This is a genomic window from Marinobacterium lacunae (genome assembly GCF_000705555.1).
Classification (GTDB): domain Bacteria; phylum Pseudomonadota; class Gammaproteobacteria; order Pseudomonadales; family Balneatricaceae; genus Marinobacterium_D; species Marinobacterium_D lacunae.
This window is the reverse complement of sequence record NZ_JMQN01000030.1, coordinates 1-21,870: the sequence shown is the minus strand read 5'-3', so window position 1 is coordinate 21,870 and position 21,870 is coordinate 1. Positions and strand designations below refer to the sequence as shown.

General features: G+C 57.5%; 18 protein-coding genes. 9 read left to right on the top strand and 9 right to left on the bottom strand.

Going from position 1 to position 21,870, the window contains the following annotated elements:
• The first annotated feature begins 219 nt into the window (after positions 1–219).
• On the top strand, positions 220–1,140 hold the full coding sequence (gene thpD, locus ADIMK_RS10645; protein WP_036187604.1) for an ectoine hydroxylase: 921 nt from the start codon (positions 220–222) through the stop codon (positions 1,138–1,140).
• 136 nt (positions 1,141–1,276) lie between these two features.
• On the opposite strand, the gene ADIMK_RS10640 is transcribed toward thpD, so the two are convergent.
• On the bottom strand, positions 1,277–2,770 hold the full coding sequence (locus ADIMK_RS10640; RefSeq protein WP_036187602.1) for a CoA-acylating methylmalonate-semialdehyde dehydrogenase: 1,494 nt from the start codon (positions 2,768–2,770) through the stop codon (positions 1,277–1,279).
• A gap of 54 nt (positions 2,771–2,824) precedes the next feature.
• Entirely contained in the window at positions 2,825–4,159 is a 1,335-nt protein-coding gene (aptA, locus tag ADIMK_RS10635) for an omega-aminotransferase AptA (RefSeq protein WP_231517037.1), read from the bottom strand.
• Between the two features lie 132 nt (positions 4,160–4,291).
• Here aptA and ADIMK_RS10630 point away from each other — a divergent pair, with 132 nt between their 5' ends.
• A complete protein-coding gene (locus ADIMK_RS10630; RefSeq protein WP_036187598.1) occupies positions 4,292–5,215 on the top strand; it encodes a LysR family transcriptional regulator in 924 nt (307 codons plus the stop codon).
• Here the strand turns inward: ADIMK_RS10630 and ADIMK_RS10625 are convergent.
• From ADIMK_RS10625 to ADIMK_RS10595, 7 genes are all read right to left on the bottom strand, one after another.
• A complete protein-coding gene (locus ADIMK_RS10625) occupies positions 5,205–6,077 on the bottom strand; it encodes a phosphate/phosphite/phosphonate ABC transporter substrate-binding protein (RefSeq protein ID WP_036187596.1) in 873 nt (290 codons plus the stop codon). The two genes, ADIMK_RS10630 and ADIMK_RS10625, sit on opposite strands and share 11 nt — an antisense overlap.
• On the bottom strand, positions 6,074–8,401 hold the full coding sequence (locus ADIMK_RS10620) for a putative bifunctional diguanylate cyclase/phosphodiesterase (RefSeq protein WP_036187595.1): 2,328 nt from the start codon (positions 8,399–8,401) through the stop codon (positions 6,074–6,076). The genes ADIMK_RS10625 and ADIMK_RS10620 overlap by 4 nt, the downstream gene beginning before the upstream one ends.
• Positions 8,402–8,569: 168 nt before the next feature.
• On the bottom strand, positions 8,570–9,019 hold the full coding sequence (locus ADIMK_RS10615; protein ID WP_036187593.1) for a MarR family winged helix-turn-helix transcriptional regulator: 450 nt from the start codon (positions 9,017–9,019) through the stop codon (positions 8,570–8,572).
• A gap of 176 nt (positions 9,020–9,195) precedes the next feature.
• Positions 9,196–10,515, bottom strand: a complete 1,320-nt coding sequence (locus tag ADIMK_RS10610; RefSeq protein ID WP_036187591.1) for a TRAP transporter large permease — start codon at positions 10,513–10,515, stop codon at positions 9,196–9,198.
• A complete protein-coding gene (locus ADIMK_RS10605; protein WP_036187589.1) occupies positions 10,512–11,024 on the bottom strand; it encodes a TRAP transporter small permease in 513 nt (170 codons plus the stop codon). The genes ADIMK_RS10610 and ADIMK_RS10605 overlap by 4 nt, the downstream gene beginning before the upstream one ends.
• A 5-nt stretch (positions 11,025–11,029) precedes the next feature.
• Complete coding sequence (locus tag ADIMK_RS10600) at positions 11,030–12,085, bottom strand: TRAP transporter substrate-binding protein (protein WP_036187587.1); 1,056 nt, start codon at positions 12,083–12,085, stop codon at positions 11,030–11,032.
• 156 nt (positions 12,086–12,241) lie between these two features.
• Positions 12,242–12,724 carry a MarR family winged helix-turn-helix transcriptional regulator gene (locus tag ADIMK_RS10595; RefSeq protein WP_036187695.1) on the bottom strand — a complete coding sequence of 161 codons (483 nt, stop codon included), beginning with the start codon at positions 12,722–12,724 and terminating at the stop codon, positions 12,242–12,244.
• Positions 12,725–12,999: 275 nt separating this feature from the next.
• On the opposite strand from ADIMK_RS10595, the gene ADIMK_RS10590 reads away from it, so the two are divergent.
• The 7 genes from ADIMK_RS10590 to ADIMK_RS10560 all read left to right on the top strand — a co-directional run bounded on the left by ADIMK_RS10590 (position 13,000) and on the right by ADIMK_RS10560 (position 21,797).
• The gene (locus ADIMK_RS10590) at positions 13,000–14,562 is read left to right on the top strand and encodes an acyl CoA:acetate/3-ketoacid CoA transferase (protein WP_036187585.1); all 1,563 of its coding nucleotides are present in this window, start codon (positions 13,000–13,002) and stop codon (positions 14,560–14,562) included.
• A 39-nt stretch (positions 14,563–14,601) separates the two neighbouring features.
• Positions 14,602–15,810: a thiolase family protein gene (locus tag ADIMK_RS10585; RefSeq protein WP_036187583.1), complete on the top strand. Its 1,209-nt coding sequence runs from the start codon at positions 14,602–14,604 to the stop codon at positions 15,808–15,810.
• 233 nt (positions 15,811–16,043) lie between these two features.
• Positions 16,044–16,805, top strand: coding sequence for a crotonase/enoyl-CoA hydratase family protein (locus tag ADIMK_RS10580; protein WP_036187581.1), 762 nt, complete (start codon positions 16,044–16,046; stop codon positions 16,803–16,805).
• Between the two features lie 29 nt (positions 16,806–16,834).
• The gene (locus ADIMK_RS10575) at positions 16,835–17,602 is read left to right on the top strand and encodes a 3-hydroxyacyl-CoA dehydrogenase (protein WP_036187574.1); all 768 of its coding nucleotides are present in this window, start codon (positions 16,835–16,837) and stop codon (positions 17,600–17,602) included.
• 15 nt (positions 17,603–17,617) lie between these two features.
• Positions 17,618–19,399: an acyl-CoA dehydrogenase family protein gene (locus tag ADIMK_RS10570; protein ID WP_036187573.1), complete on the top strand. Its 1,782-nt coding sequence runs from the start codon at positions 17,618–17,620 to the stop codon at positions 19,397–19,399.
• A 95-nt stretch (positions 19,400–19,494) separates the two neighbouring features.
• On the top strand, positions 19,495–21,351 hold the full coding sequence (locus tag ADIMK_RS10565) for a feruloyl-CoA synthase (protein WP_036187570.1): 1,857 nt from the start codon (positions 19,495–19,497) through the stop codon (positions 21,349–21,351).
• 26 nt (positions 21,352–21,377) lie between these two features.
• The gene (locus tag ADIMK_RS10560; protein ID WP_036187566.1) at positions 21,378–21,797 is read left to right on the top strand and encodes an acyl-CoA thioesterase; all 420 of its coding nucleotides are present in this window, start codon (positions 21,378–21,380) and stop codon (positions 21,795–21,797) included.
• Positions 21,798–21,870: the final 73 nt, after the last annotated feature.

Sequence of the window (21,870 nt, the reverse complement as noted above, 5' to 3'; positions counted from 1 at the left end):
TAAACGGTGTCTCCTCTCTGGGCCCGGCAAGGGCCTGACTGATCACGCGAGCCGTCCCAACTCCGCTTCGGCGGCACACTCAACAGACCCAGCGCTATCGACATCACGGCCCGGTCTTCATCGCCGCCGCATGCAACTCGTCACAATACCCGACAATCAGAGCACCGCCACTCGTCCCCTGGGGTCATCGGCCGGTGCACGAACGAAAGGAGGAGTGAAATGAGTACTTTCGAGGATCTCTATCCCTCGCGAGACATAGAAGAACCCTTGCTAATCGAGCGCAAAGAGCCCGTGTTTCACGGTAATACGCTCAACAACGCCCCTATCAGCGAAGCACAGTTGCACCAGTACGACCGAGACGGCTACCTGCTGCTGCCCAACCTGTTCAGCCAGAGCGAGGTTAAACGCTTTTTAGCGGAGCTGGATGCCATGCAGCAGGATGAAGCACTGCTGGCAACTGAAGCGGCCGTTACCGAGCCTGAGAGCCAGGCGCTACGCTCGGTGTTTCAGATCCACCGCAACAACGCCCTTTTCAGCCAGGTTGCCACCGACCCACGCATCGCTGACATCGCACGCTTCATCCTTGATGACGACCTGTATATCCATCAGTCGCGGCTGAACTTCAAGCCCGGCTTCAACGGCCGCGAATTTTACTGGCATTCCGATTTCGAGACCTGGCATGCGGAGGACGGGATGCCAGGCATGCGGGCACTGAGCGCGTCGATTCTGCTGACCGACAATACCGAATTCAACGGCGCACTGATGGTCATGCCCGGCTCCCACCGCACCTTTATCGGCTGCGTCGGCAGAACGCCCAAGGATTACTATCGAAAGTCACTCAAGGCACAGACGGTCGGCACACCGGACACCGCCTCACTGGAGACCTTTCAGCAGCGCTACGGGCTGCGCTCGACTGCCGCCAAAGCGGGTTCTGTACTGCTGTTCGACTGCAACCTGATGCACGGTTCCAACTCGAACATCACGGCCAACCCGCGCAGTAACCTGTTCTTCGTGTACAACGCGGTATCCAACCGCGTCGTAGCGCCTTTCAACGGCAACACGCCGCGGCCCGAGTTTCTCGCCACACGCGAAACCTTCTCGCCGCTGCTAGCGCCCGAGCCCCAGAAAAAAGCGGTGTAACACTAAGGCGTACCCTAAATGGAAAAGGGGGCCAAAAGGCCCCCTTTCCAGAAGTTACGAAGGATCGCTGACGCGGTCATTTCGCATATGCAGTATATCGGGAAGCCTCACAGGCTTCCAACGATGCGCACAGAACTCAGCTTGGGAAGGAGTAGGTCACACCTTCACGCACGCCACTGGAGGGCCAGCGCTGAGTGATTGTCTTGCGTCGGGTGTAGAAGCGGATCGCATCCGGACCGTAGGCGCTCAGATCACCGAACAGAGACCGCTTCCAGCCACCGAAGCTGTGGTAGGAAACAGGCACCGGCAGCGGTACGTTGACGCCCACCATGCCAACCATGATCTGGTCACAGAAGTAGCGCGCCGCTTCACCGTCGCGGGTGAAGATACAGGTGCCGTTGCCATACTCATGGCGGTTAATCAGATCGATCGCCTGCTGCAGGTTATCGACTCGCACCACGACCAACACCGGACCGAATATCTCGTCGGTGTAGATCGTCATGTTCTCGGTCACCTTGTCGAACAGGGTAGCACCGACATAGAATCCATTCTCATGGCCGGGCACGACAATATCTCGCCCATCAACGACAAGCTCTGCGCCCTGCTCAACACCGGCATCGATGTAGCCTTTTACACGATCACGTGCCTGCGCCGTAATCAGCGGCCCCATCTCATTGCTGTTATCAAGCCCTGAACCGACCTTGAGACCGGCGATCTTATCCTTCAGCGATGCCACGAGTTTATCGGCAATCTCGTCACCGACAGCCACCGCCACCGATATCGCCATGCAGCGCTCGCCACAGGAGCCGTAGGCCGCGCCCATCAGTGCGTTGACGGCGTTATCCAGATCCGCATCCGGCATCAGCACAGAGTGGTTCTTAGCGCCACCGAGCGCCTGACAGCGTTTGCCGTGGGCAGCGGCCTGTTCGTAGATGTAGTGTGCAATCGGAGTCGATCCGACGAAGCTGACCGCCTGTACTGTCGGTGACTGAAGCAGTGTGTCCACCGCCTCCTTGTCGCCATTGACCACGTTGAGTACCCCTTTCGGCAGCCCCGCCTCGACCGCCAGCTGCGCGATCATAAGAGCACTGGATGGGTCACGCTCGGAGGGCTTCAGCACAAAGGTGTTGCCGCACATGATCGCTGCCGGCCACATCCACAGCGGTACCATCGCCGGAAAGTTGAACGGCGTGATACCGGCCACAACGCCCAGCGGCTGGAACTCGCTCCAGCTGTCGATTGCTGGGCCAGCATTTTTGCTGTGCTCACCTTTGAGCAGCTGGGGAATACCGCAGGCAAATTCGACGTTTTCGATACCGCGCTGCAGCTCACCGGCTGCATCGTGCAGCACCTTGCCGTGTTCACGGCTGATCGCCTGACAGATCTCGTCCGACTTCTGCTCAAGCAGCATCTTGAAGCGGAACATCACCTGAGCCCGCTTGGCTGGCGGCGTGTTGCGCCAGGCCGGGTAAGCCGCCTGAGCGTTGGCGATCGCCTGCTCGACGGTTTCGACGCTGGCCAGCTCTACCTCACCACAGATTTGCCCGGTGGAGGGGTTGTAGATCGGCTGGGTGCGGCCCTCGGTCAATACGGATTCGCCGCCAATGAAATGTCCAACTGTCTGAGTCACAACTGATCTCCTGTCACTCTGATTATTCTATTTAAATGTAGTGCCGACTGCGTATCAGTCGGCGCTGTTCAGTGCATCACCGAGGATATTGACGATCTGGTCGATCTCGTCCGTTTCGATGATAAACGGCAGACCCAGCTGCAGGGTGTCACCGCCGTAACGTACGTAAAGTCCCTTCGCCCAGCAGGCCATCGCGATCTCCCAGGGACGACGGGTCGGCTCACCCGGTTTGGCCGCAATCGTCAGCCCCGCCGCAAATCCGTAGTTGCGGATATCGGTTACATGCTTGCAGCCCTTAAGACTGTGCACCTTCTCTTCAAAGATAGGCGCCATCTCCGCAACTCGCGGGATCAGACGGTCACGTTCGAGTACATCAAGGGCTGCCAGAGCCGCGGCACAGGCAACCGGATGGCCGGAGTATGTGTAACCATGCGGCAGTTCTACGTTGTAGTGAGCACCGCCCGCCTCCATGAACGCATCATGGATCTCATCTTTGACGATCACCGCACCCATCGGAATAGCACCGTTGGTGATCTGCTTGGCAACGTTGATCATATCCGGCACCACACCGAAGGCATCGGCCCCGAACATGGCACCGGCACGGCCGAAACCTGTGATGACTTCATCGAAAATCAACAGAATGCGATGTTTGTCGCAAATCTCGCGCAGGCGCTTGAGATAGCCCACCGGCGGTACTATTACCCCCGCCGAACCGGAGAAGGGCTCAACCACAACCGCTGCGATGTTGGATGCATCATGCAGTGCCACCAGATCTTCCAGCTCATTGGCCAGATCAGCACCCTGTTCCGGCATCCCTTTGGAGAACGCCATCTCCGGACGCCAGGTATGGTTCAGGTGATCGGATTCCATCGCCTGACCCCAGAGTTTGCGGTTACCGCCAATGCCACCGAAGCTGATGCCGGCCCAGCTGGCACCGTGATAGCCCTTAGCACGGCCAATGATGCGGGTTTTGGTGGCCTCGCCTTTCTGACGCCAGTAGGCCCGGGCAATTTTTGTCGAGGTATCGAACGACTCAGAACCGGAGTTGGTGAAGAACACTTTGTTCAGCCCTTCCGGCGCCAGCGATGCCACCTTTTCCGCCAGTTTGAACGCCAGCGGGTGGCCATACTGAAATGCCGGTGCGTAATCCAGGGTCTGCAGCTGTTTGGCAACCGCTTCGGCAATTTCCGGTCGGTTGTGACCGGCGCCGCAGGTCCAGAGGCCGGAAAGACCGTCCAGAATTCGACGACCGTCAGCATCGATCAGGTAGGAGCCCTCGGCAGCGGTCACGATACGGGGATTCGCCTTGAACTCGCGGTTGGAGGTGTAAGGCATCCAGTAAGCATCGAGCTGAGCCTGAGTCAGCCCGGCGGTTTCGGCTTGGTTCATCGCAATACTCATTCAATAAAAAGTGGGGGTGTGTTCAGTATCTGCGATGCACTTTAGGACAGGGGTTAAGTTTGATAAATTACAATTAATCGAAACTTATTTGCAGTTTTATGAAACATTAAAAGGCCAAAGATGAGAGCACTTCTGGGTAACCTGTCCGATGCCGATATACGCCTGTTGAGAGTATTCATGGCCGTAGTCGAAGCCGGGGGGCTAAGCGCTGCCGAACTGGAGCTTAATATCGGCCGCTCCACCATCAGCCGCCACCTGAAAGATCTGGAGATTCGCCTGGGGCTGACATTGTGCCGACGCGGGCGCGGCGGGTTCTCGATGACGCAGGAGGGGGTGCAGATATACGAATACGCGCAGCGGCTGATCACGTCGATCGAAGACTTCCGACACCAGGTGAACGACATGCACCGCACCCTTCAAGGGCAGCTCTCGGTCGCCATGTTCGACAAAACCGTCAGCAACCCCGAATGCCGGGTGCCCGATGCGATTGCGGCCTTTACGGCCAACGCGCCCGAGGTGCTGATCGACATCCACGTGGTGCCGGTCAATCAGATCGAGAAAGGCATACTGGATGGACGTTACCATGTCGGCATCATCCCCACCCACCGCTCCTCAAGCAGCCTCAAATACATCCCGCTGTTCGGTGAACAGATGCATCTGTATTGCGGCAAGGGACACCCGCTTTTCGAGCGCGCCACAAGCGCCAGCGCCCAGGAGATCAAAGCTCAGCGCTATGCAGGGCTTAGCTTTCATAGCCCCAATATGGAAACCGGCCGCAAGCACGGTCTGGAGAAGAGCGCGGTCGCCAACGATCAGGAGGGGATCGCCACCCTCATCCGCTCCGGTGTGTTTATCGGCTATCTGCCGGACCACTACGCCGCGTCCTTTGTCAGCGCAGGTCAGATGCGCCAGATCGCGCAGTCGGAATTCAACTATTACTGCGAATTCGCCGCTCTCTATCGTAAATCACCGGCCCCGACCCGACTGGTTCGCCGCTTTCTCGCCGCCTTGCAGGAGAGCCACGGCGCCGCGGTTATTGACTGAGTTCGGCTATGGGCGTGTAGGCGTCATCCGTAACCGGAATGATGGCACTGGCCCCTTCAAACCCAAGGTAAGGTTCAAGCTGGTCATCACCCGAGAGCATAAACTCAGCGATGCGCTTACGCAGTGAGGGGCACAGGCTCGTGCCGAACACAAAGGGATCGAAATGTATCGGTTCCGAACGCCAGAGCACCCGAAAGCTGCTCTTGTCGATACGCCCCTGGTCCAGAAACCGATCGGCCCGACTGCTGGAAACGAATGCTGCATCGACGCGGCGATCCAGCAGTGCCTCCATCGCCTTATCGTGTGATCCGGCATAGATGCGCGAAGCAAAAAAGCGGTTCAAATCACCGCCGATCTCCTTTACAAACTGCGTCGACGGTATCAACTCGCCGGAAGTGCTGCCAGGGTCAGTGAAGGCAACGCGTGCGCCCCGAAGTCGCTTTATATCGGTGAATGGGGAGTCGGCATTCGCAACCAGAATAGAGGAGTAATACTCGCCTCGGGGCGTGAAAAAATCAGCCGCATAGGAGAGCGAGGCAAAAGCGGTCACACGCGAATCCATCCCGTGCGCACGCACATAGGCGGCAGGGCCCAGTACAGCTAAATCAACAGCTCCGGTAACCACCCCCTCCACAACCGAGTTGTAAGAGGTAGGACGAATAATCTGCACCGGCACCTGCAAGCGCTGCTCAAGCAGTTCGGTCAGGCTTTTGTAGCCCTCGACCTGACGTTCCACATTGTTCTTGGGTATCATCGAGAAACGCAGCGTACTGACATTACAGCTTTCATCATCAGAGCCGGCGGCAATACTGAGCGGCCCCCACACAAGAAGTATCACGCCCAACAGCAGTGTTCGGATCATGTGTCTCTCCTGTCTATTTGAGATTGCAGTAACGGTGTAATCTCGTCGCAGACAAGAGGTGGATACAGCAGAGCCCCTTGCCCGCTATTGCAGCCCAGACGCTGAAGGCAAGCGAGTTGCTCAAGCGTCTCGACCCCTTCGGCAACAACCTCAAGCGAGAGCTTTCTGGCAAGGGCTATGGTGGCGGACAAAATCGCCGGATCTTCGTCTGAGCGCCGAATCTCGCCAACCAGTTTTCGATCCAGCTTCACGGTACTGAACGGCAGCCTCTGCAGCTGGGCAAAGCCCGCATATCCGCGTCCGAAGTGATCCAGCGTGATGCCGATACCCGCCTGACTGAGCTGTTCAAGCTGGTCATAAACCTGTGTATTGGTGCCCAAAATCGCGCTCTCACTGACTTCGAGCCTGAGTTCAGCGCCGTCGATCGACAGGTTATCGAGCAACTCCAGCACGCATTCCGAGAAGCCGTTGTGTTGCAGCTGCTGAGGCGAGACATCCACCGATACCGGCATACGATCTACACCGGCTTGGCGCCAACGACTCATCTGACGCATGGCGATGCGCAGAATCTCGATACCCAGCTCACTCATCAGTCCGGCACGCTCGGCTACCGGTATAAATCGCTCAGCGGGCCAGACTCCTCGCTGAGGATGACGCCAGCGAACCAGCGCCTCCAGCCCGAGCAGGCGCTCGCTGACCAGATCGACGATCGGCTGGTAAACCAACTCGAATTCGCTATGTTTCAAGGCAGCCTGTAGTCCCTGCTCCAGTTCAAACTCTTCGGTGCGGTGCTCACTCTCCGAGCGTTGAAAATAGCGATACTGGCCACGCCCCGCACGTTTGGCGCTGTACATGGCAATATCGGCATGGCGGATAAGTGTCTCAAGGTCTCGCTCGCGGCCATCGGTCCAGGCGATACCGATACTGGGACTAACATGAACACGCTTGTCCTCGAGTTGGTAAGGTGCGCTCAGGCCATCTCGCAGGCGGATGACGACGCTTTCAAGATCGCTGCGGCCCAACCGTCCAATCAGCATCAACACGAACTCGTCGCCACCGAAGCGCGCCGCACGATCCGACGAGGTGACTAGCGTTTCGATTCGGCCCGCCACCGCTTTGAGCAACAGATCGCCCGTGCGATGACCAAGCGAGTCATTGATTGACTTGAACCGGTCCAGATCGATGAATAACACAGCAATCAGCGCCGGAGCGCCCAAATCGTCTAGCACTTGCTGCGCCTGCTCGACAAAACTGCGGCGGTTCAATAACCCAGTAAGATGATCGGTGGCGGCGGCATGAGTACTGCGCTGATGCTCACGTTCTAGCCTTTCGATCAGGCGGCTGTTGTCGTCATGCGCAAGATGCAGTGCACTCAACGTGCGTTGTCGTCGCTGCAGCATCCATAAAAGCCAGGCGACCACGCTCAGAATCATCACACTGGTCAGCATCAGTACAATCAGATAGCGCTGTTTAATCGCCTGGTAAGGCTTAAGTATCTCAGCTTCGCTGCGGCGTAAAACAAAGGATAGTCCCAGTTCCGGCATCGGCATCAGCACCGACTGATAGGGGTCATTCTCACCGCTGATCTGCTGCCGGAAACGCAGGGGGTCACTCCCCTGAGCCTCGGGCGGTTGCGGAAATTCGCCACCACCGATAATGATACCGGCGCTGTTGGCGCGTACCCGCTGTTGTCCGCCAGCGTCATAAATCTGAATCAGTCCGGAACGTCCTAAATCCATCCGTTGGTACAGACTCAACAGGTAACCGAGGTCCAGCTCAATCAACAGTACCCGATCCTTCCCGGGCTCTCGGGGATTACGCACCGACACCACGAACGGCAAACGCCACTGCGGAACAAAGTAAGACTCGGTGTGGGCAGGCTCCGGTCTCAACAGAGGTGTACCCGATCCGAATCGGTCCTGATGATTATCGAGCAGCTGCAGCACATCCGCCTCGAGATGCTGTCCTGCTCCGGGTGAGGAGGCGTAAATAAGGCCACCGCTGGTCGCGTAGATCGAGATCCGGTTGAATACCGGGTCACTGGCCAACAGCACATCCAGGGCCGCTAGCTGACTGGCGCTCGGCGCACTGCCCAGAACCGTCAGGTTGGCAATCAGACGCGCACGCTCGGTTATCTGGCGCAGGTTTTCGGTCACGATCGTCACCAGATTCGTCTGCTCGGCGGCGCTGGCATCAAGGGTTTCGAGACGAATCGTCTCCATCTGGTGATAGGTGAAAGACCAGAGAAAGCCGGTAAACACCAGCCCCAGTAAAGCAGTAGCCAACTGGATTGGATTGAATGACGACAAAGCTGTGCCTTTCATGAAGCGTTTCGGTATCCGTTCCGACGTTAAATAGCCTTTAAAAAACTACTTCAATTCGGTGACAGGCATCTTACAGCGGTCGCTTCAGACAGATCAGCAACAGGGGAGATAACGCAAAAAAGGTGCCGGACGGCACCTTCTTGTAGGGTTTTATCGAGACACCCGTTTCTACGAGGAAAAACGTCCCAATACTTCGAGCAACCACTCCTTTTCACCCGGCTTCAAACGTTCACACAACTGCTCTTCATGGCGCTGGACACGATTGACCAGATCCTCATAAAAACGCTCACCGTGTTCGGTAAGGTAGAGTGCATATGAACGCCGATCCTTTTTGGACGGACGACGCTCGATCAGCTCAAGCTTCTCCAGCCGATCGACCGCGGCCACCATGGCAGAGCGGTCATTGCCCAGCGCCTGCGCAACTGCAGTCTGGGTCAGGCCCGGGTTCTCTTTGGCGATCGACAGCACCCCGAACAGCCCTGGACTGACGCCGAGGTCTGAGCAAACAGACGAAAAATTGTTGAAGAACGTAAGCTGTGCACGCCGTAACCTGTAACCCAGCATTTCACCGAGAACACCGAAGCTGATCTCGTCCGTCGCTCCTTGAGAGCTGCTCATCAAACCTCCACAGCCGAAAATAGGCCAAAAAACGATATATTTAAAATCTCAACAATTAAATTTTAAACATATAAATTTTTCGCACAAGCCTATTTCTTTAACGCAAAAAACAGGGGAGCAACGGCTCCCCTGAAGGCGACACAAGGTTTAAAAACCTCAGGCGGGGTTGTCGGGCATCAACCCAACAGATGAACCAGAGCGAGTGTGATCGACGGGAAAGCGACCAGCATGCCCACACGCACGATGTCCGACATCAAAAATGGCACTACTCCGCGGAAGCAGGCACCGAGCGTCAGCGAACTGTCGAATGACTTGATGATGAAGACATTCATACCCACTGGTGGCGTGATCAAGCCCACTTCAACCACAACCAGTGCCAGGATGCCGAACCAGATCCCCACATCATCAACCGGGAAGCCGAAGTCCATGGCGATGATCATCGGGAAGTAGATCGGAATGGTCAGCAGAATCATCGCCAGACTGTCCAGAAAACATCCCATGACCAGATAGGTCAGTAGCATCAGAATCAGCACTGTATAAGGCGACAGGCCCGAGTTTTCAATCAGTTCGACACCTGCTGCCGGCAGCTGCGACAGTGCGATAAACACACTGAACAGGTCAGCCCCGAACACGATAAAGAAGATCATCGCCGAGGATACCGCCGTACGCAGGATGCTCTCGCGAAAATCCGCCAGGGACATGCGGCCATGCGTAAAGGCCAGTATCGCCGTGAGCACGACGCCCACCGCAGCTGCTTCGTTAGGCGTGAAGAAACCGAGGTAGATACCGCCCAGTACAATCAGAAAAATCAGCGTGATGTGCCAGACGTCCTTGGTCGAGCGCAGCTTGTCCTTGAAGCTGGTCTTCTCGCCACGCGGCCCCGAGTTGGGATAGAGGCGCACATAAATGGCGATCGCAAGCATGTAACCGAAGGCTGCAAGAAAACCCGGCGCGAAGGCGGCGATAAACATCTTCGAGATGTTCTGCTCGGTCAGCACAGCAAAGATGATCAACACCATGGAGGGCGGTATCAGAATGCCCAGGGTGCCCCCGGCTGCCAATGAGCCGGCCGACAGTCCACCGGCATATTTCAGGCGTTTCATCTCGGGCAACGCGACCTTACCCATGGTCGATGCCGTGGCCAGCGAGGAACCACAGATAGCACCGAATGCCGCGCAGCCGGCGACCGCTGCCATCGCCAGCCCGCCTTTCATGTGACCCACCCAGGTATTACAGGTACGGAACAGCTCGGCGGTAATACCCGCCCGCGTCGCCAGTTCACCCATGAGGATAAACAGCGGCACGACGGACAGATCGTAGGTGGAGAATTTGTCGACCGGAGCGGTCCCCAGATACTCCAGAAGTGATGGCATACCCGCCAACAGCGTGTAGCCCAGCGCGCCGCAACCCAGCATCGACAGTGCAATCGGGATACGGAACCCCATCAGCACCATCAGCAGCGCCATCATAGCGAAAGCCAGCTGTATATCGGTCATCGCACCAGCCTCCGGAAGAAATAGATAAAGAGATTGTTCAGGCTGCACAAGCCCAGAAGCGACATCGACACAACGCCAACGGCGAATACCCACCAGAGCGGAAGCTCAAGGATCATCGACTGCTCCATGTACTCGTAGGCTTCCATACCGGCAAGACTTATGCGCCATATCAGAACAGCCGACACAAGGGTAAAGAGCAGATCACTGATCATCTCGAGCCGTCTGATCGTGACCATCTGGCAGTGTGCGGTAAACAGATCGACGACCACGTGTCCCTGTTTGACGTAGCACTCGGGAAGAAACAGAAACACCGCTATACCGAGCCCGGCCTCAACCAGTTCGTAATCACCCTCTACCGATACACCGATGGTGCTTCGACCGATGATGCTGACAACGGTCATGACGGCCAGCGCTAGCATGATGAGACCTCCCGCCAGCGCAAACTGGCGGGATAACCATGCCAACCCCCTGCCGACAGCCGTCTGGCAAGCAGATTGATCCAGGTTCATGACGCTTATGCTTCCCCGTTGAGTTTTTCGTATTTGCTGATCAGCTCTTTGGCCTCTTCATATAGGCCCTGACCATCGAAGCCTTCGGAGGTCATATCCTGAATCCAGGCATCGGTGATCGGCTGCATTGCCTGTTTCCAAGCATCACGTTCACTGTCGGGAAGGGTGTAGAAGGTATTACCCTGATCTACCGCGATCTGACGGTTCACCGCCTCGGTTTCATCGAACAGCTGCCCCATGCGACCGGCCAGCTCGATACCGGAGTTATCGTCAATCACCTTCTGCAGATCCGGCGGCAGCGACTCGTAGGCATCCTTGTTCATGGTGAACAGGAAGGTGTTAACGTACAGTCCGCGCTGTCCCTCGATCTCGGTGTGATACTTGACCAATTCGTGGATCTTCAGTGCCGCAACCACCTCGAACGGTAGAACCGCGATATCGAGAACACCCTTGGACAGTGCACTGGGCATCTGGGTTACCGGCATAAACACGGGGTTGGCATCGAATACCGAGAATGCGTCGGCCATTACCTTATTAGGCGCACGCAGCTTCGTGCCTTCCAGATCGGCAGCCGTTTGAACAGGCTTCTCACGGGAGTGCAATGAGCCCGGTGAATGGGTATGCACCGCCAGCAGATGGACATCTTTCAGCTCTTCGCCCATCTCTTTCTCGGCGTACTCCTGCATCGCCATGCTGGTTGTCTTGGCACTGGCCGGTATGAACGGCAGTTCAAAGACGGTGGATTTCGGGAAACGACCCGGTGTGTAACCGGTTACGGTCCAGGTGATATCGGCAATACCCTTGCGCGCCTGATCAAACAGCTGGGGCGGTTTACCGCCGAGCTGCATGGCGGGATAGACCTCGATATGGATCCGACCGTTGGACTCCTCTTCGATCTTTTCAGCCCAGGGGGTCAGGATCTTGGTATGCGCCATCGACATCGGCGGCAGCATGTGATGCAGCTTGAAGGAGAATTCAGGATCAGCCGCCAGGCTGCTGGTAGACAGAGTGGCCCCGGCGATGGACAGCGAAACCGCTGCAACGAGAGTTTTTATACGCATTTTCAGCACCTTGTTATTGTTTTATCAGATCTGTAACGCTTGCAGTCAGCAACTGGAAGGGGTCCGTCACTCATCTGCTGGCACTATTTATGGCACACATTGTTTATCAATACAACATATGTTGGATCCAATTTTTTACCCTTAACACAAGTTGTATCAACACCTGCTTTCGTCTGCCCGCTCCGCCACCCGCTTGAGCATGTCGACGAACTGCTGATGTTCCTCGACTGTGAGCAGATCAAAAAACTGTTGGTTGTGTTGCAAGGCGCGGCTACGCACGCGCGCCTGGAATGCCTCACCCTGAGTGGTCATGTACAGTGCCTTCGACCGCCGGTCCACCGGTGAAGGTCGACGTTCGATCAATCCCCTCTTTTCGAGCTTGTCGATGATCGCCACCATCGCGGACCGGTCGTTGCCCATCGCGTTGGCCACCGCTGTCTGTGTCAGACCCGGATTTCTAAAGACAATCTCGAGCACACCGAATAGCCCGGGCGTCATCTCGAACTCATCGAAAAAGAAGTTTCTTACATTGCGGTAGGTGTTCAGCTGCGCCCTGCGCAACCAGTAACCCGTCAATTCATGAAGCGTACCGAAATCGATATCGGCATCACCCGGCTTGGCATCGTCATCTGTCTTCACAGCAAAACCCATCACATGTTACGAAAATTATTTTTATAGATTATCAATAGCACATATTAACTGTAGATAAACAAAACATATTGTAAATCCATCGATTTCTCCCCTGCCGCCCCGCGTTCCGAACGACCCGTAAAGATGAAGCACAAACAAATTAATGGTCATTACTGTTGATATGCACAACAATTAAATATATAAACCAAACATCGGCAACAGCCTATCGCCCCTCTTGCGCGCCGGCTGTCGCTACTCAACAGAATAAAAAGGTGTTCTCATCGATGACTAAAGTGATTACCGCCGACCAGGCCGCCGAACTGATCAAGGATGGCGATACCGTCGCATGGACAACCATCGGCATGTCCTACTTCGCTGAAGAGATTGCACAGGCGCTGGAAAAGCGCTTTGTTGAAACGGGCTCGCCCAAGGGCATAACACCTGTGCACGACTGCGGCTGTGGCGACGGCAAGGACGCGGGCATGTCCCATCTGGCCTATCCCGGACTGGTCAAGCGCCTGATATCCGGGCACACAGGTCAAGCGCCGAAGATGGGACAACTGATCGCCGACAACCAGATTGAAGCCTATCTTCTGCCGCAAGGCGTATTGGCAACACTGTGGCGCCAGATTGCCGGGCATAAGCCGGGCGTCATCACCAAGGTGGGCATGGGTACGTTTGTCGACCCCCGCATCTCCGGTGGCAAGGTCACCGACAAGACCACCGAAGATCTGGTCAAGCTGATCGACATCGAAGATGAGCAGTGGCTGCTCTACAAGAGCTTCCCCGTCAATGTTGCCATCATCCGGGCCACCACTGCCGATGAGAACGGCAACCTCACCGTCGAGGAAGAGGCTCAGATCAGCGAAGCTCTGCCGATGGCGCAAGCCGCCCATAACACCGGCGGCATCGTCATCGCCCAGGTTAAATATCTCGCCGAGGCCAAGTCGCTACACCCGAAAGATGTGAAGATTCCCGGCGTGCTGGTGGACTACGTGGTAGTCGCCGATCCCGAAAACCACAAACAAACCATCACCACGCTCTACAACCCGGGACTGGCCGGCAATGTGCGCGTACCGCTTGGCGCCATCCCGCCTATGCCCTTTAGCGAGCGCAAACTGATCGCCCGCCGTGCGGCGATGGAGCTGCGCCCGGACGTACTGGTTAATCTCGGTATCGGCGTACCTGACGGTGTTGCCTCCGTGGCCGCCGAAGAGGGCGTCGTCGACCAGTTTACCCTTACCACTGAGCTTGGCACCTACGGCGGTGTACCCGCGTCCGGCGGCGACTTCGGCGCCGCCTGGAACGCCGATGCGATCATCGAGCACCATGCCCAGTTCGATTTCTACGACGGCGGCGGTCTTGATATCGCCTTCCTGGGTCTGGCTCAGGCGGATGCCAAGGGCAACCTGAACGTCAGCAAGTTCGGCCCCCGTGTTGTCGGCCCCGGCGGTTTCATCAACATCACCCAGAGCGCCAAGAAGGTTGTGTTCTGCGGCACGCTGACAGCCGGTGCGAAGGTGGAATTCAGCGAAACCGGCGTGAAGGTGCTGCAGGAAGGCAAGGCGAAAAAGTTTGTAGAGGCTGTCGATCACATCACCTTCAGCGGCGATATCGCGCGTCAGAATGGCCAGCCGGTTATCTACATCACCGAGCGCGCCGTATTTGAACTGCGCGATGAGGGAATGACGCTGACTGAAATTGCCCCCGGACTGGACCTCGAGCGCGACGTACTGGCCGCGATGGACTTCAGACCTCTAGTCGCCGACGACCTGCGCGAAATGCCGATCGAGCTGTTCCAGGAACGCTGGGGCGGCCTAAAACAGATCATGAAAGCCGGCCAGTAACAGGCTCGCGAATCCACAGCTAATAAAGAGAGAGATCCCATGTCACTGAACAATGTCGAGATCCCCTACGGCGCATACTGGTCCACCCCTTTCACCAAATGGCAGGGTACGCTGCAACACCTGCACTCAATGAAGTTTGCCGCCTGGGTGGCCAAGAACGAGCTGGCCAAGCGCGACATCGACCCGGCCATTTTCGACTCGGGCGTACTGGGCATGACCAACGCTCAGTATCAGTCTTTCTATGGCGCCCCCTGGCCGCTCTATGAGCTCGGCGCAAAGCTGGCCCCGGGCCATGTGGTGGGTCAGGTCTGTGCCACCAGTGTGCGCGGCCTGTTCTCCGCCGCTTCTGAAATTGCTCTGGGCATGTCCGAAACAACGCTTCTGATGACGGCCGACCGCTGCTCCAACGGTGCGCATATCTACTACCCCTCCCCCAACGGTGCTGGCGGCTATGGGCAGTCGGAGGATCAGGTTACCTACAACATGCAGAACGACGCCATTGCCGGTCACTCGATGATCCAGACCGGCGAGAACGTGGCCAAGCAGTTCAACATCAGCCGTGAAGAGCTTGATGCCGTGGCACTGCGCCGCTTCGAGCAGTATCAGGCGGCACTGGCGGACGACCAGGCGTTCCAGAAGCGCTACATGACGCTACCGTTCAGTGTGCCCAACCCCTCGTTCAAGAAAGAAGCCACTGTCCTCACAGGTGACGAAGGGGTCTTCCCGACGACCGCCGAGGGGCTTGCAAAGCTGCGCCCTGTTTATGAAGGCGGCGTGGTCACCTACGGCAACATGACCCACCCGGCCGACGGCAATGCGTCTGTCATCCTGACCACTCCGGATAAGGCGCGCGAGCTCAGTCGTGATCAATCGATCAAGATCAGCCTGTGCGGATTTGGTCAGTCCCGTACCGAGCTGGCCCATATGCCGGCCGCCCCCATCGAAGCTGCGGCCCGGGCGCTGGCGATGGCTGGCGTAACGTACAAGGAGATCAAGGCGATCAAGACCCACAACCCCTTTGCGGTCAACGATGTCGCCTTTGCCAAAGCCACCGGTGTCGATGTCATGGAGATGAACAACTATGGCTGTTCGATGATCTGGGGACACCCGCAAGGCCCCACCGGTATGCGCGCCGTGATCGAGCTGATCGAGGAGCTGGTGCTGCTCGGCGGCGGCTACGGCCTGTTCACAGGCTGTGCAGCAGGCGATACCGGCATGGCGACGGTGATTCGCGTCGAAGCACGTTGATCTCGAACGGGAGTCGCTGGACGGCTCCCGGTTCTTCTACGCTTTTCCCAATAGAGTCCGGTACTGCGCCGGTCGATTGCGCCTCACAACTGGAGCGCACAAATAATTTGCAATTATATTTGTTGTAATATACAACTATTAAAAACTAAACAAGATTCGAACAAAGAGCAGCTCGCACGCCCACAGGGCACTTCCGATGCTCGGTTCCCAGAATAAGAAGAGGCTGTCAACCGATGAGTGAATACCGCCACCTGACCTTCTCCGTTGAGGATGGTACCGGCTACCTGACCCTGAACCGTCCTGAGAAAAAGAACGCCATCAACGATGCGCTCTGCCTTGAGATCGAGGACGTTTTCCGCAACCTTCCCGCCGACCTGAATGTGATCGTCCTCTCCGGCAACGGCGCCGAGTTCTGCTCCGGCCTTGATCTGTCCGAGCACACCGCACGCGAGCCGTTCGAAGTTGTGCAGCACTCGCGCATGTGGCACCGCGTGTTCAGCTACATCCGCAACTCGGGTGTGCCGGTCGTTGCCGCCATGCACGGCGCCGTCATCGGCGGTGGACTGGAGCTTGCGATTTGCGCCCATGTACGTGTCTCCGACGAAACCACTTTTTACCGTTTGCCTGAAGGCCGCCACGGCATCTTCGTTGGCGGAGGTGCCTCGGTGAATGTCGCACGTGTCATCGGTGCAGGCCGCATGACCGAGATGATGCTGACCGGACGTACCCTCAATGCAGAGGAAGGCGAGCGCATCGGCCTTGCACACTATGTGGTTGCCAAGGGCAAGGCGTACGAAAAGGCCTGCGAGCTGGCGGCCACCATCGCGACCAACTCCCGTTACTCCAACTGGGCCATGGCTACCGGTCTGTCCCGCATCGACAACATGTCGGCCGACGACGGTCTGTATACCGAATCACTGATCACCGGTATTACCCAGACCAGCGCAGAGGTGAAAGAGCGCATCGACGCCTTCCTGAACCGCAAGAAAAAGTAAGCCGACCGCCGACCAGAAGGAGATAACAGATGAATATTCAGAACAGCCATTTTGTCGTCACCGGTGCCGCTTCCGGTATTGGTGAAGCCGTCGCCCGCCGCCTGCACAGTCTTGGCGCACGCGTAACCCTGGCCGATGTCAACGCCGAACGCGGCGAGCAGGTGGCCGCATCAATGGGTGAACTCGCCCAGTTCTGCACAACCGACATCAGCGACGAGGCGTCCGTCCAGAGCAGTATCGACACCGCCATCGACCGCTTTGGCCCGATCAGCGGTCTGGTCAACTGCGCCGGTATCCCGGGTGCAGAGCGTGTAATCGGTCGCGAAGGCCCCCACCGCCTGGCCAGTTTCGAACGTGCCCTGCGCGTCAATCTGCTAGGCACCTTCAACATGATCCGTATATGTGCCGACAAGATGCAGCACAACGAGCCCGGCATCGACAACGAGCGCGGCGTAATCATCAACACCGCCTCGGTCGCCGCATTTGATGGCCAGATCGGTCAGGCCGCCTACTCCGCCTCGAAAGGGGGTGTCTGTGCGATGACACTGCCGATCGCTCGTGAACTGGCCCGCTTCGGCATTCGTGTTCTGACCATCGCCCCGGGCATCTTCAAGACGCCGATGATGGATGTATTGCCACCGGAGGTTCAGGAATCGCTCGGCGCTTCCGTGCCCTTCCCGCAGCGCCTTGGCGATCCTGACGAGTTTGCTGCCCTGGCTCAACACATCATCGAAAACCGCATGCTCAACGGCGAAGTGATCCGCCTTGACGGCGGTATCCGCATGGCAGCCAAGTAAGCGACGGGGTGACGCATGAGTCTTTATCAGGCGCCTCTGAAAGATATGCAGCTTCTGGTCGGCCTGGCGGTTGCCAAGGCTGGCCTGCGCGATCTGCCGGAGCTTGCAGAGTTCGATGACGAACTGATCGGCGCAGTGCTCGAAGAGGCCGGCAAGTTCGCACAGGGTGAGCTGGCCCCGCTGAACGCCGTTGGTGACACCCAGGGTTGCCGGTTCGACAACGGCAAGGTAACCACGCCCGAGGGCTGGAAAGAGGCCTACCAGCAGTTTTGTGAGGCTGGCTGGATGGGTCTGGCGCTGCCGGCTGACTTTGGTGGCCAGTCGCTACCAAAGTTTATTGCTCAGCCGGTCAACGAGATGTGGCTGTCGGCGAACCTCGCGTTTGTCATGTTTCAGGCCCTGACTCAGGGTGGCAGTGAGATCCTGCTGCACTTCGGCACCGATGAACAGAAGGCGCGTTATCTGGAGCCGCTGATCAGCGGCCGGTGGACCATCGCCATGGCGTTGACCGAGCCCAATGCAGGATCCGATCTCGGCGCACTGAGCACCAAGGCAGTTCCGCAGGGCGATGGCCGTTACCTGATTAAGGGCCAGAAGATCTTTATCACCTACGGCGAGCACGATATGGCTGAAAATATCGTGCACCTGGTACTGGCACGCACGCCGGATGCGCCGGCGGGCAGTCGCGGTATATCCCTGTTCGCCGTGCCCAAGATCCGCATCGAAAGCGACGGATCCCTCGGCGAGGCCAACGACATCAGCTGTACCGGCATCGAACACAAGACAGGTCTGCACGGCAGCCCGACCTGCTCGATCAGCTATGGCGACAATGACGCCTGCTACGGCGAGCTGATCGGCGAGGAGAACAAAGGCTTGGCCGCCATGTTCGTGCTGATGAACGAAGCCCGTCTGAGCTGCGGTATGCAGGGTGTGTCCATCGGCGAGATGGGCTATCAGCGTGCTCATGAGTACGCGTTTGAACGTACCCAGGGCAGCGATTTCGAGACCGGCAAACAGCGTGTACTGATCGCCCATCACCCGGATGTGGCACGCATGCTGTTGTCGATGCGCTCGGAAGTGATGGGGCTGCGCTCGCTCGGTTACCTGATCGCCGCACTTATCGACAAGGCTGACTTTACCGGCGATGCCCACGAGCGCCGAGCGCTGCACGCCCGTGTCGCCCTGTTGACTCCGATCTTCAAGGCGTATGCCACTGAGCGCGGCAACTTGATGGCCGGTACGACTATTCAGGTATTTGGCGGCATGGGCTTTGTTGAAGAGACAGGTGTAGCCCAGCTGATGCGTGACGCCCGCATCACCACGATCTACGAGGGTACAACCGGTATTCAGGCGCGTGATCTGGTGTTCCGCAAGATCCAGAGCGATGAAGGTGCCGCAATCAATGCCCTGCTGAACGAGATCCGCACGCTGGCCGAATCGCTGCGCAGTGATTCAGAGCTGGCAGGTCTCGGACAGCTATTGGGCGATATCTGCACCGGTGTTGCCAATGCAGTGGCTCCTATCGTCAACCGCGATGGCGCCAACCTCCTGCAACTCAACGCAGGTGCTGTCCCCCTGCTCGAAGCGCTGGGTACTCTGTGCTGTGCATGGCAACTCGCCGAGCTCGCGCAAGTGGCGCAATCGCGTCTTAGTGAGGGTCAGGATCCGGATTACCACCGCAACCTGATGGCGCTGGCGAAGTTCTACTTCGCACATTCAGTACCCAACATCGCTGCACGTCTGGCAACATTCAGGCAGGCGGATGCGGGCATAGAGCAGTACAGATTCGACATCTGAGCGGCAACGGCTCGGATATACAGAACAAAAATAAATTCACAACATCGCCAACCGTGACAAATAGAAAAAAACGGTTGGTGAGGGAGAAGCCCAACATGTTAGCCGACTTTCATTCCGTTAACGTTAACAACTTCGCGGTAAAGGTGGAGGCGCGCGCCAATGGCGAGCAGATCGTGCGCTGTGATAGCCCCCTCGGAGCCTACGCGGAGCGTTTGACCGATCGACTGGAATACTGGGCCGAGGTGGCCCCGGACCGGGTCTTTGTCGCTCAACGCAACGCCGAGGGCAAGTGGGACGAGATCACCTACAGTCAGGCCCTGAGCCGCGTCCGCGCCATCGCAGCCTGGCTGCTGAAATGCGATCTGGACGTCGAGCGTCCGATCATCTGCCTCTCGGGCAACAGCAACGAACACCTGCTGCTGATGCTGGCGGCGATGTATATCGGCGTCCCCTACTCCCCGATCTCAACGGCCTATTCACTGGTTTCCACCGACTATGGCAAGTTGCGCCACGTATTCGATGTGCTGACACCGGGGCTGGTCTTTGTCGATAACCTGGGGCCCTACCGCGACGCTATCGATGCCGTGGTACCGGAGGATCTGCCGATCGTGGCGGTATCCAGCGCTCACGGTGACGACGACCTGTCCAATCCGGTAACAAAGTTCAGCGAACTGCTCTCAACCGCGCCTTCGGTCGAGGCAGAAACAGCCAAGGCACAGGTCAACGGCGATACTATCGCCAAGTTCATGTTCACCTCCGGTTCCACCGGCATGCCGAAAGCGGTGATCAACACCCAGCGCATGATCTGCGCCAATCAGGAGATGATCCGCAGCATCATGGCCTTTCTGAAGGACGAACCCCCGATGATGCTGGACTGGCTGCCCTGGAACCACACCTTCGGCGGCAACCACAATATCGGTATCGCGCTCTATAACGGCGGCAGCCTCTATATCGACCACGGCAAACCGACCGAAAAGGCGTTCGACATTACACTGAACAACCTGCGTGATATCGCACCGACCGTCTATTTCAACGTGCCCAAGGGCTACGAGTTGCTGGTCAAGAAGCTGCGCGAGTTTCCGGATGTCGCCAAGACCTTCTTCTCCAACCTGAAGCTCACGCACTTTGCCGCTGCGGGTCTGTCACAGCATATCTGGGATGCACTGGATGCGCTGGCAATCGAACACACCGGCAAGAAAGTGCCGATGATCACAGGGCTTGGAGCCACCGAAACCGCCCCGTCGGCACTGTTTGCCTCCATCGAAGAGTGCGCCTCCGGTGTCATCGGCACCCCATTGCCCGGCGTCGAGATGAAGCTGGTACCCAACGGCGACAAGCTCGAAGCACGTATTCGCGCGGTTACCGTAACGCCGGGGTACTGGCGCGCGCCGGAGCAGACCGCCAAGGCGTATGACGAAGAGGGGTTCTACTGCCTGGGCGACGCGGTGAAGTATATCGACCCGGAGCAGCCCAACCGCGGCTTCCGCTTCGACGGCCGTGTATCGGAAGATTTCAAGCTGGATACCGGCACCTGGGTGAGCGTCGGCATGCTTCGCGCCCATATCATCCACTTCTTCGCGCCCTATGTTCAGGACGTGGTGATTGCCGGTCACGACAAAGACTATGTTTCGGCCATGGTGTTTGCCGACATCGGCCACTGCCGCTCGCTGGTGCCGAACAGTGAAAACCTGTCGGACAAAGAGATTCTGCAGGCCCCGCATCTGCGCGAGACCTTCCAGCGCCTGCTGGAGCAAATGGCCGAGACCAGCACCGGCAGCTCAACCCGCGTACGCCGTATGCGCCTGCTGGCTGAGCCGCCATCGATCGATCTCAACGAGGTAACTGACAAAGGCTCGATTAACCAGCGCGCTGTGCTCAAGAACCGCGCCGATCTGGTGCAGGATCTCTACAGCGACACGCCGTCAGAGGAGGTGTTTGGGCTGGGTCGCTGATAGCAGCATGAGATGAGGGTGACGTCATGCTGATCAGCAAACGTAGGGTTTTAATTGAGTGGGGAGACTGCGATCCTGCTGGGATCGTCTTCTACCCCCGCTACTTCGCCTATTTCGACGCCTCGACCGCACATCTGTTCAGAACGGCCGGGTTGGAAAAATTCGATCTACGAAAGCGATACAACATTGTCGGCTTTCCGATGGTCGATACACGCGCCAGCTTCAAGATCCCCTCCCGCTACGGCGAGGTGATCGAGATCCACACGTGTGTCGAAAAATTTAAAAAAACCAGTTTCGACATCCTTCATCAGGTGTTCAAAGAGGATGGCCAGCTGGCCATCGAATGCTGGGAGACCCGCGTCTGGCTTGGCGAGCATCCTGAAAAGCCAAAACCCAGAGCGATTCCCGATGATGTGATTGCGTTACTGAGCAGCGCTAACACCTAAGCAGACACAAAGCGCTTGAGTGATATCCGAGGGTTAAGCACAACATGAAACTACTTGTCAGCGTCAAACGCGT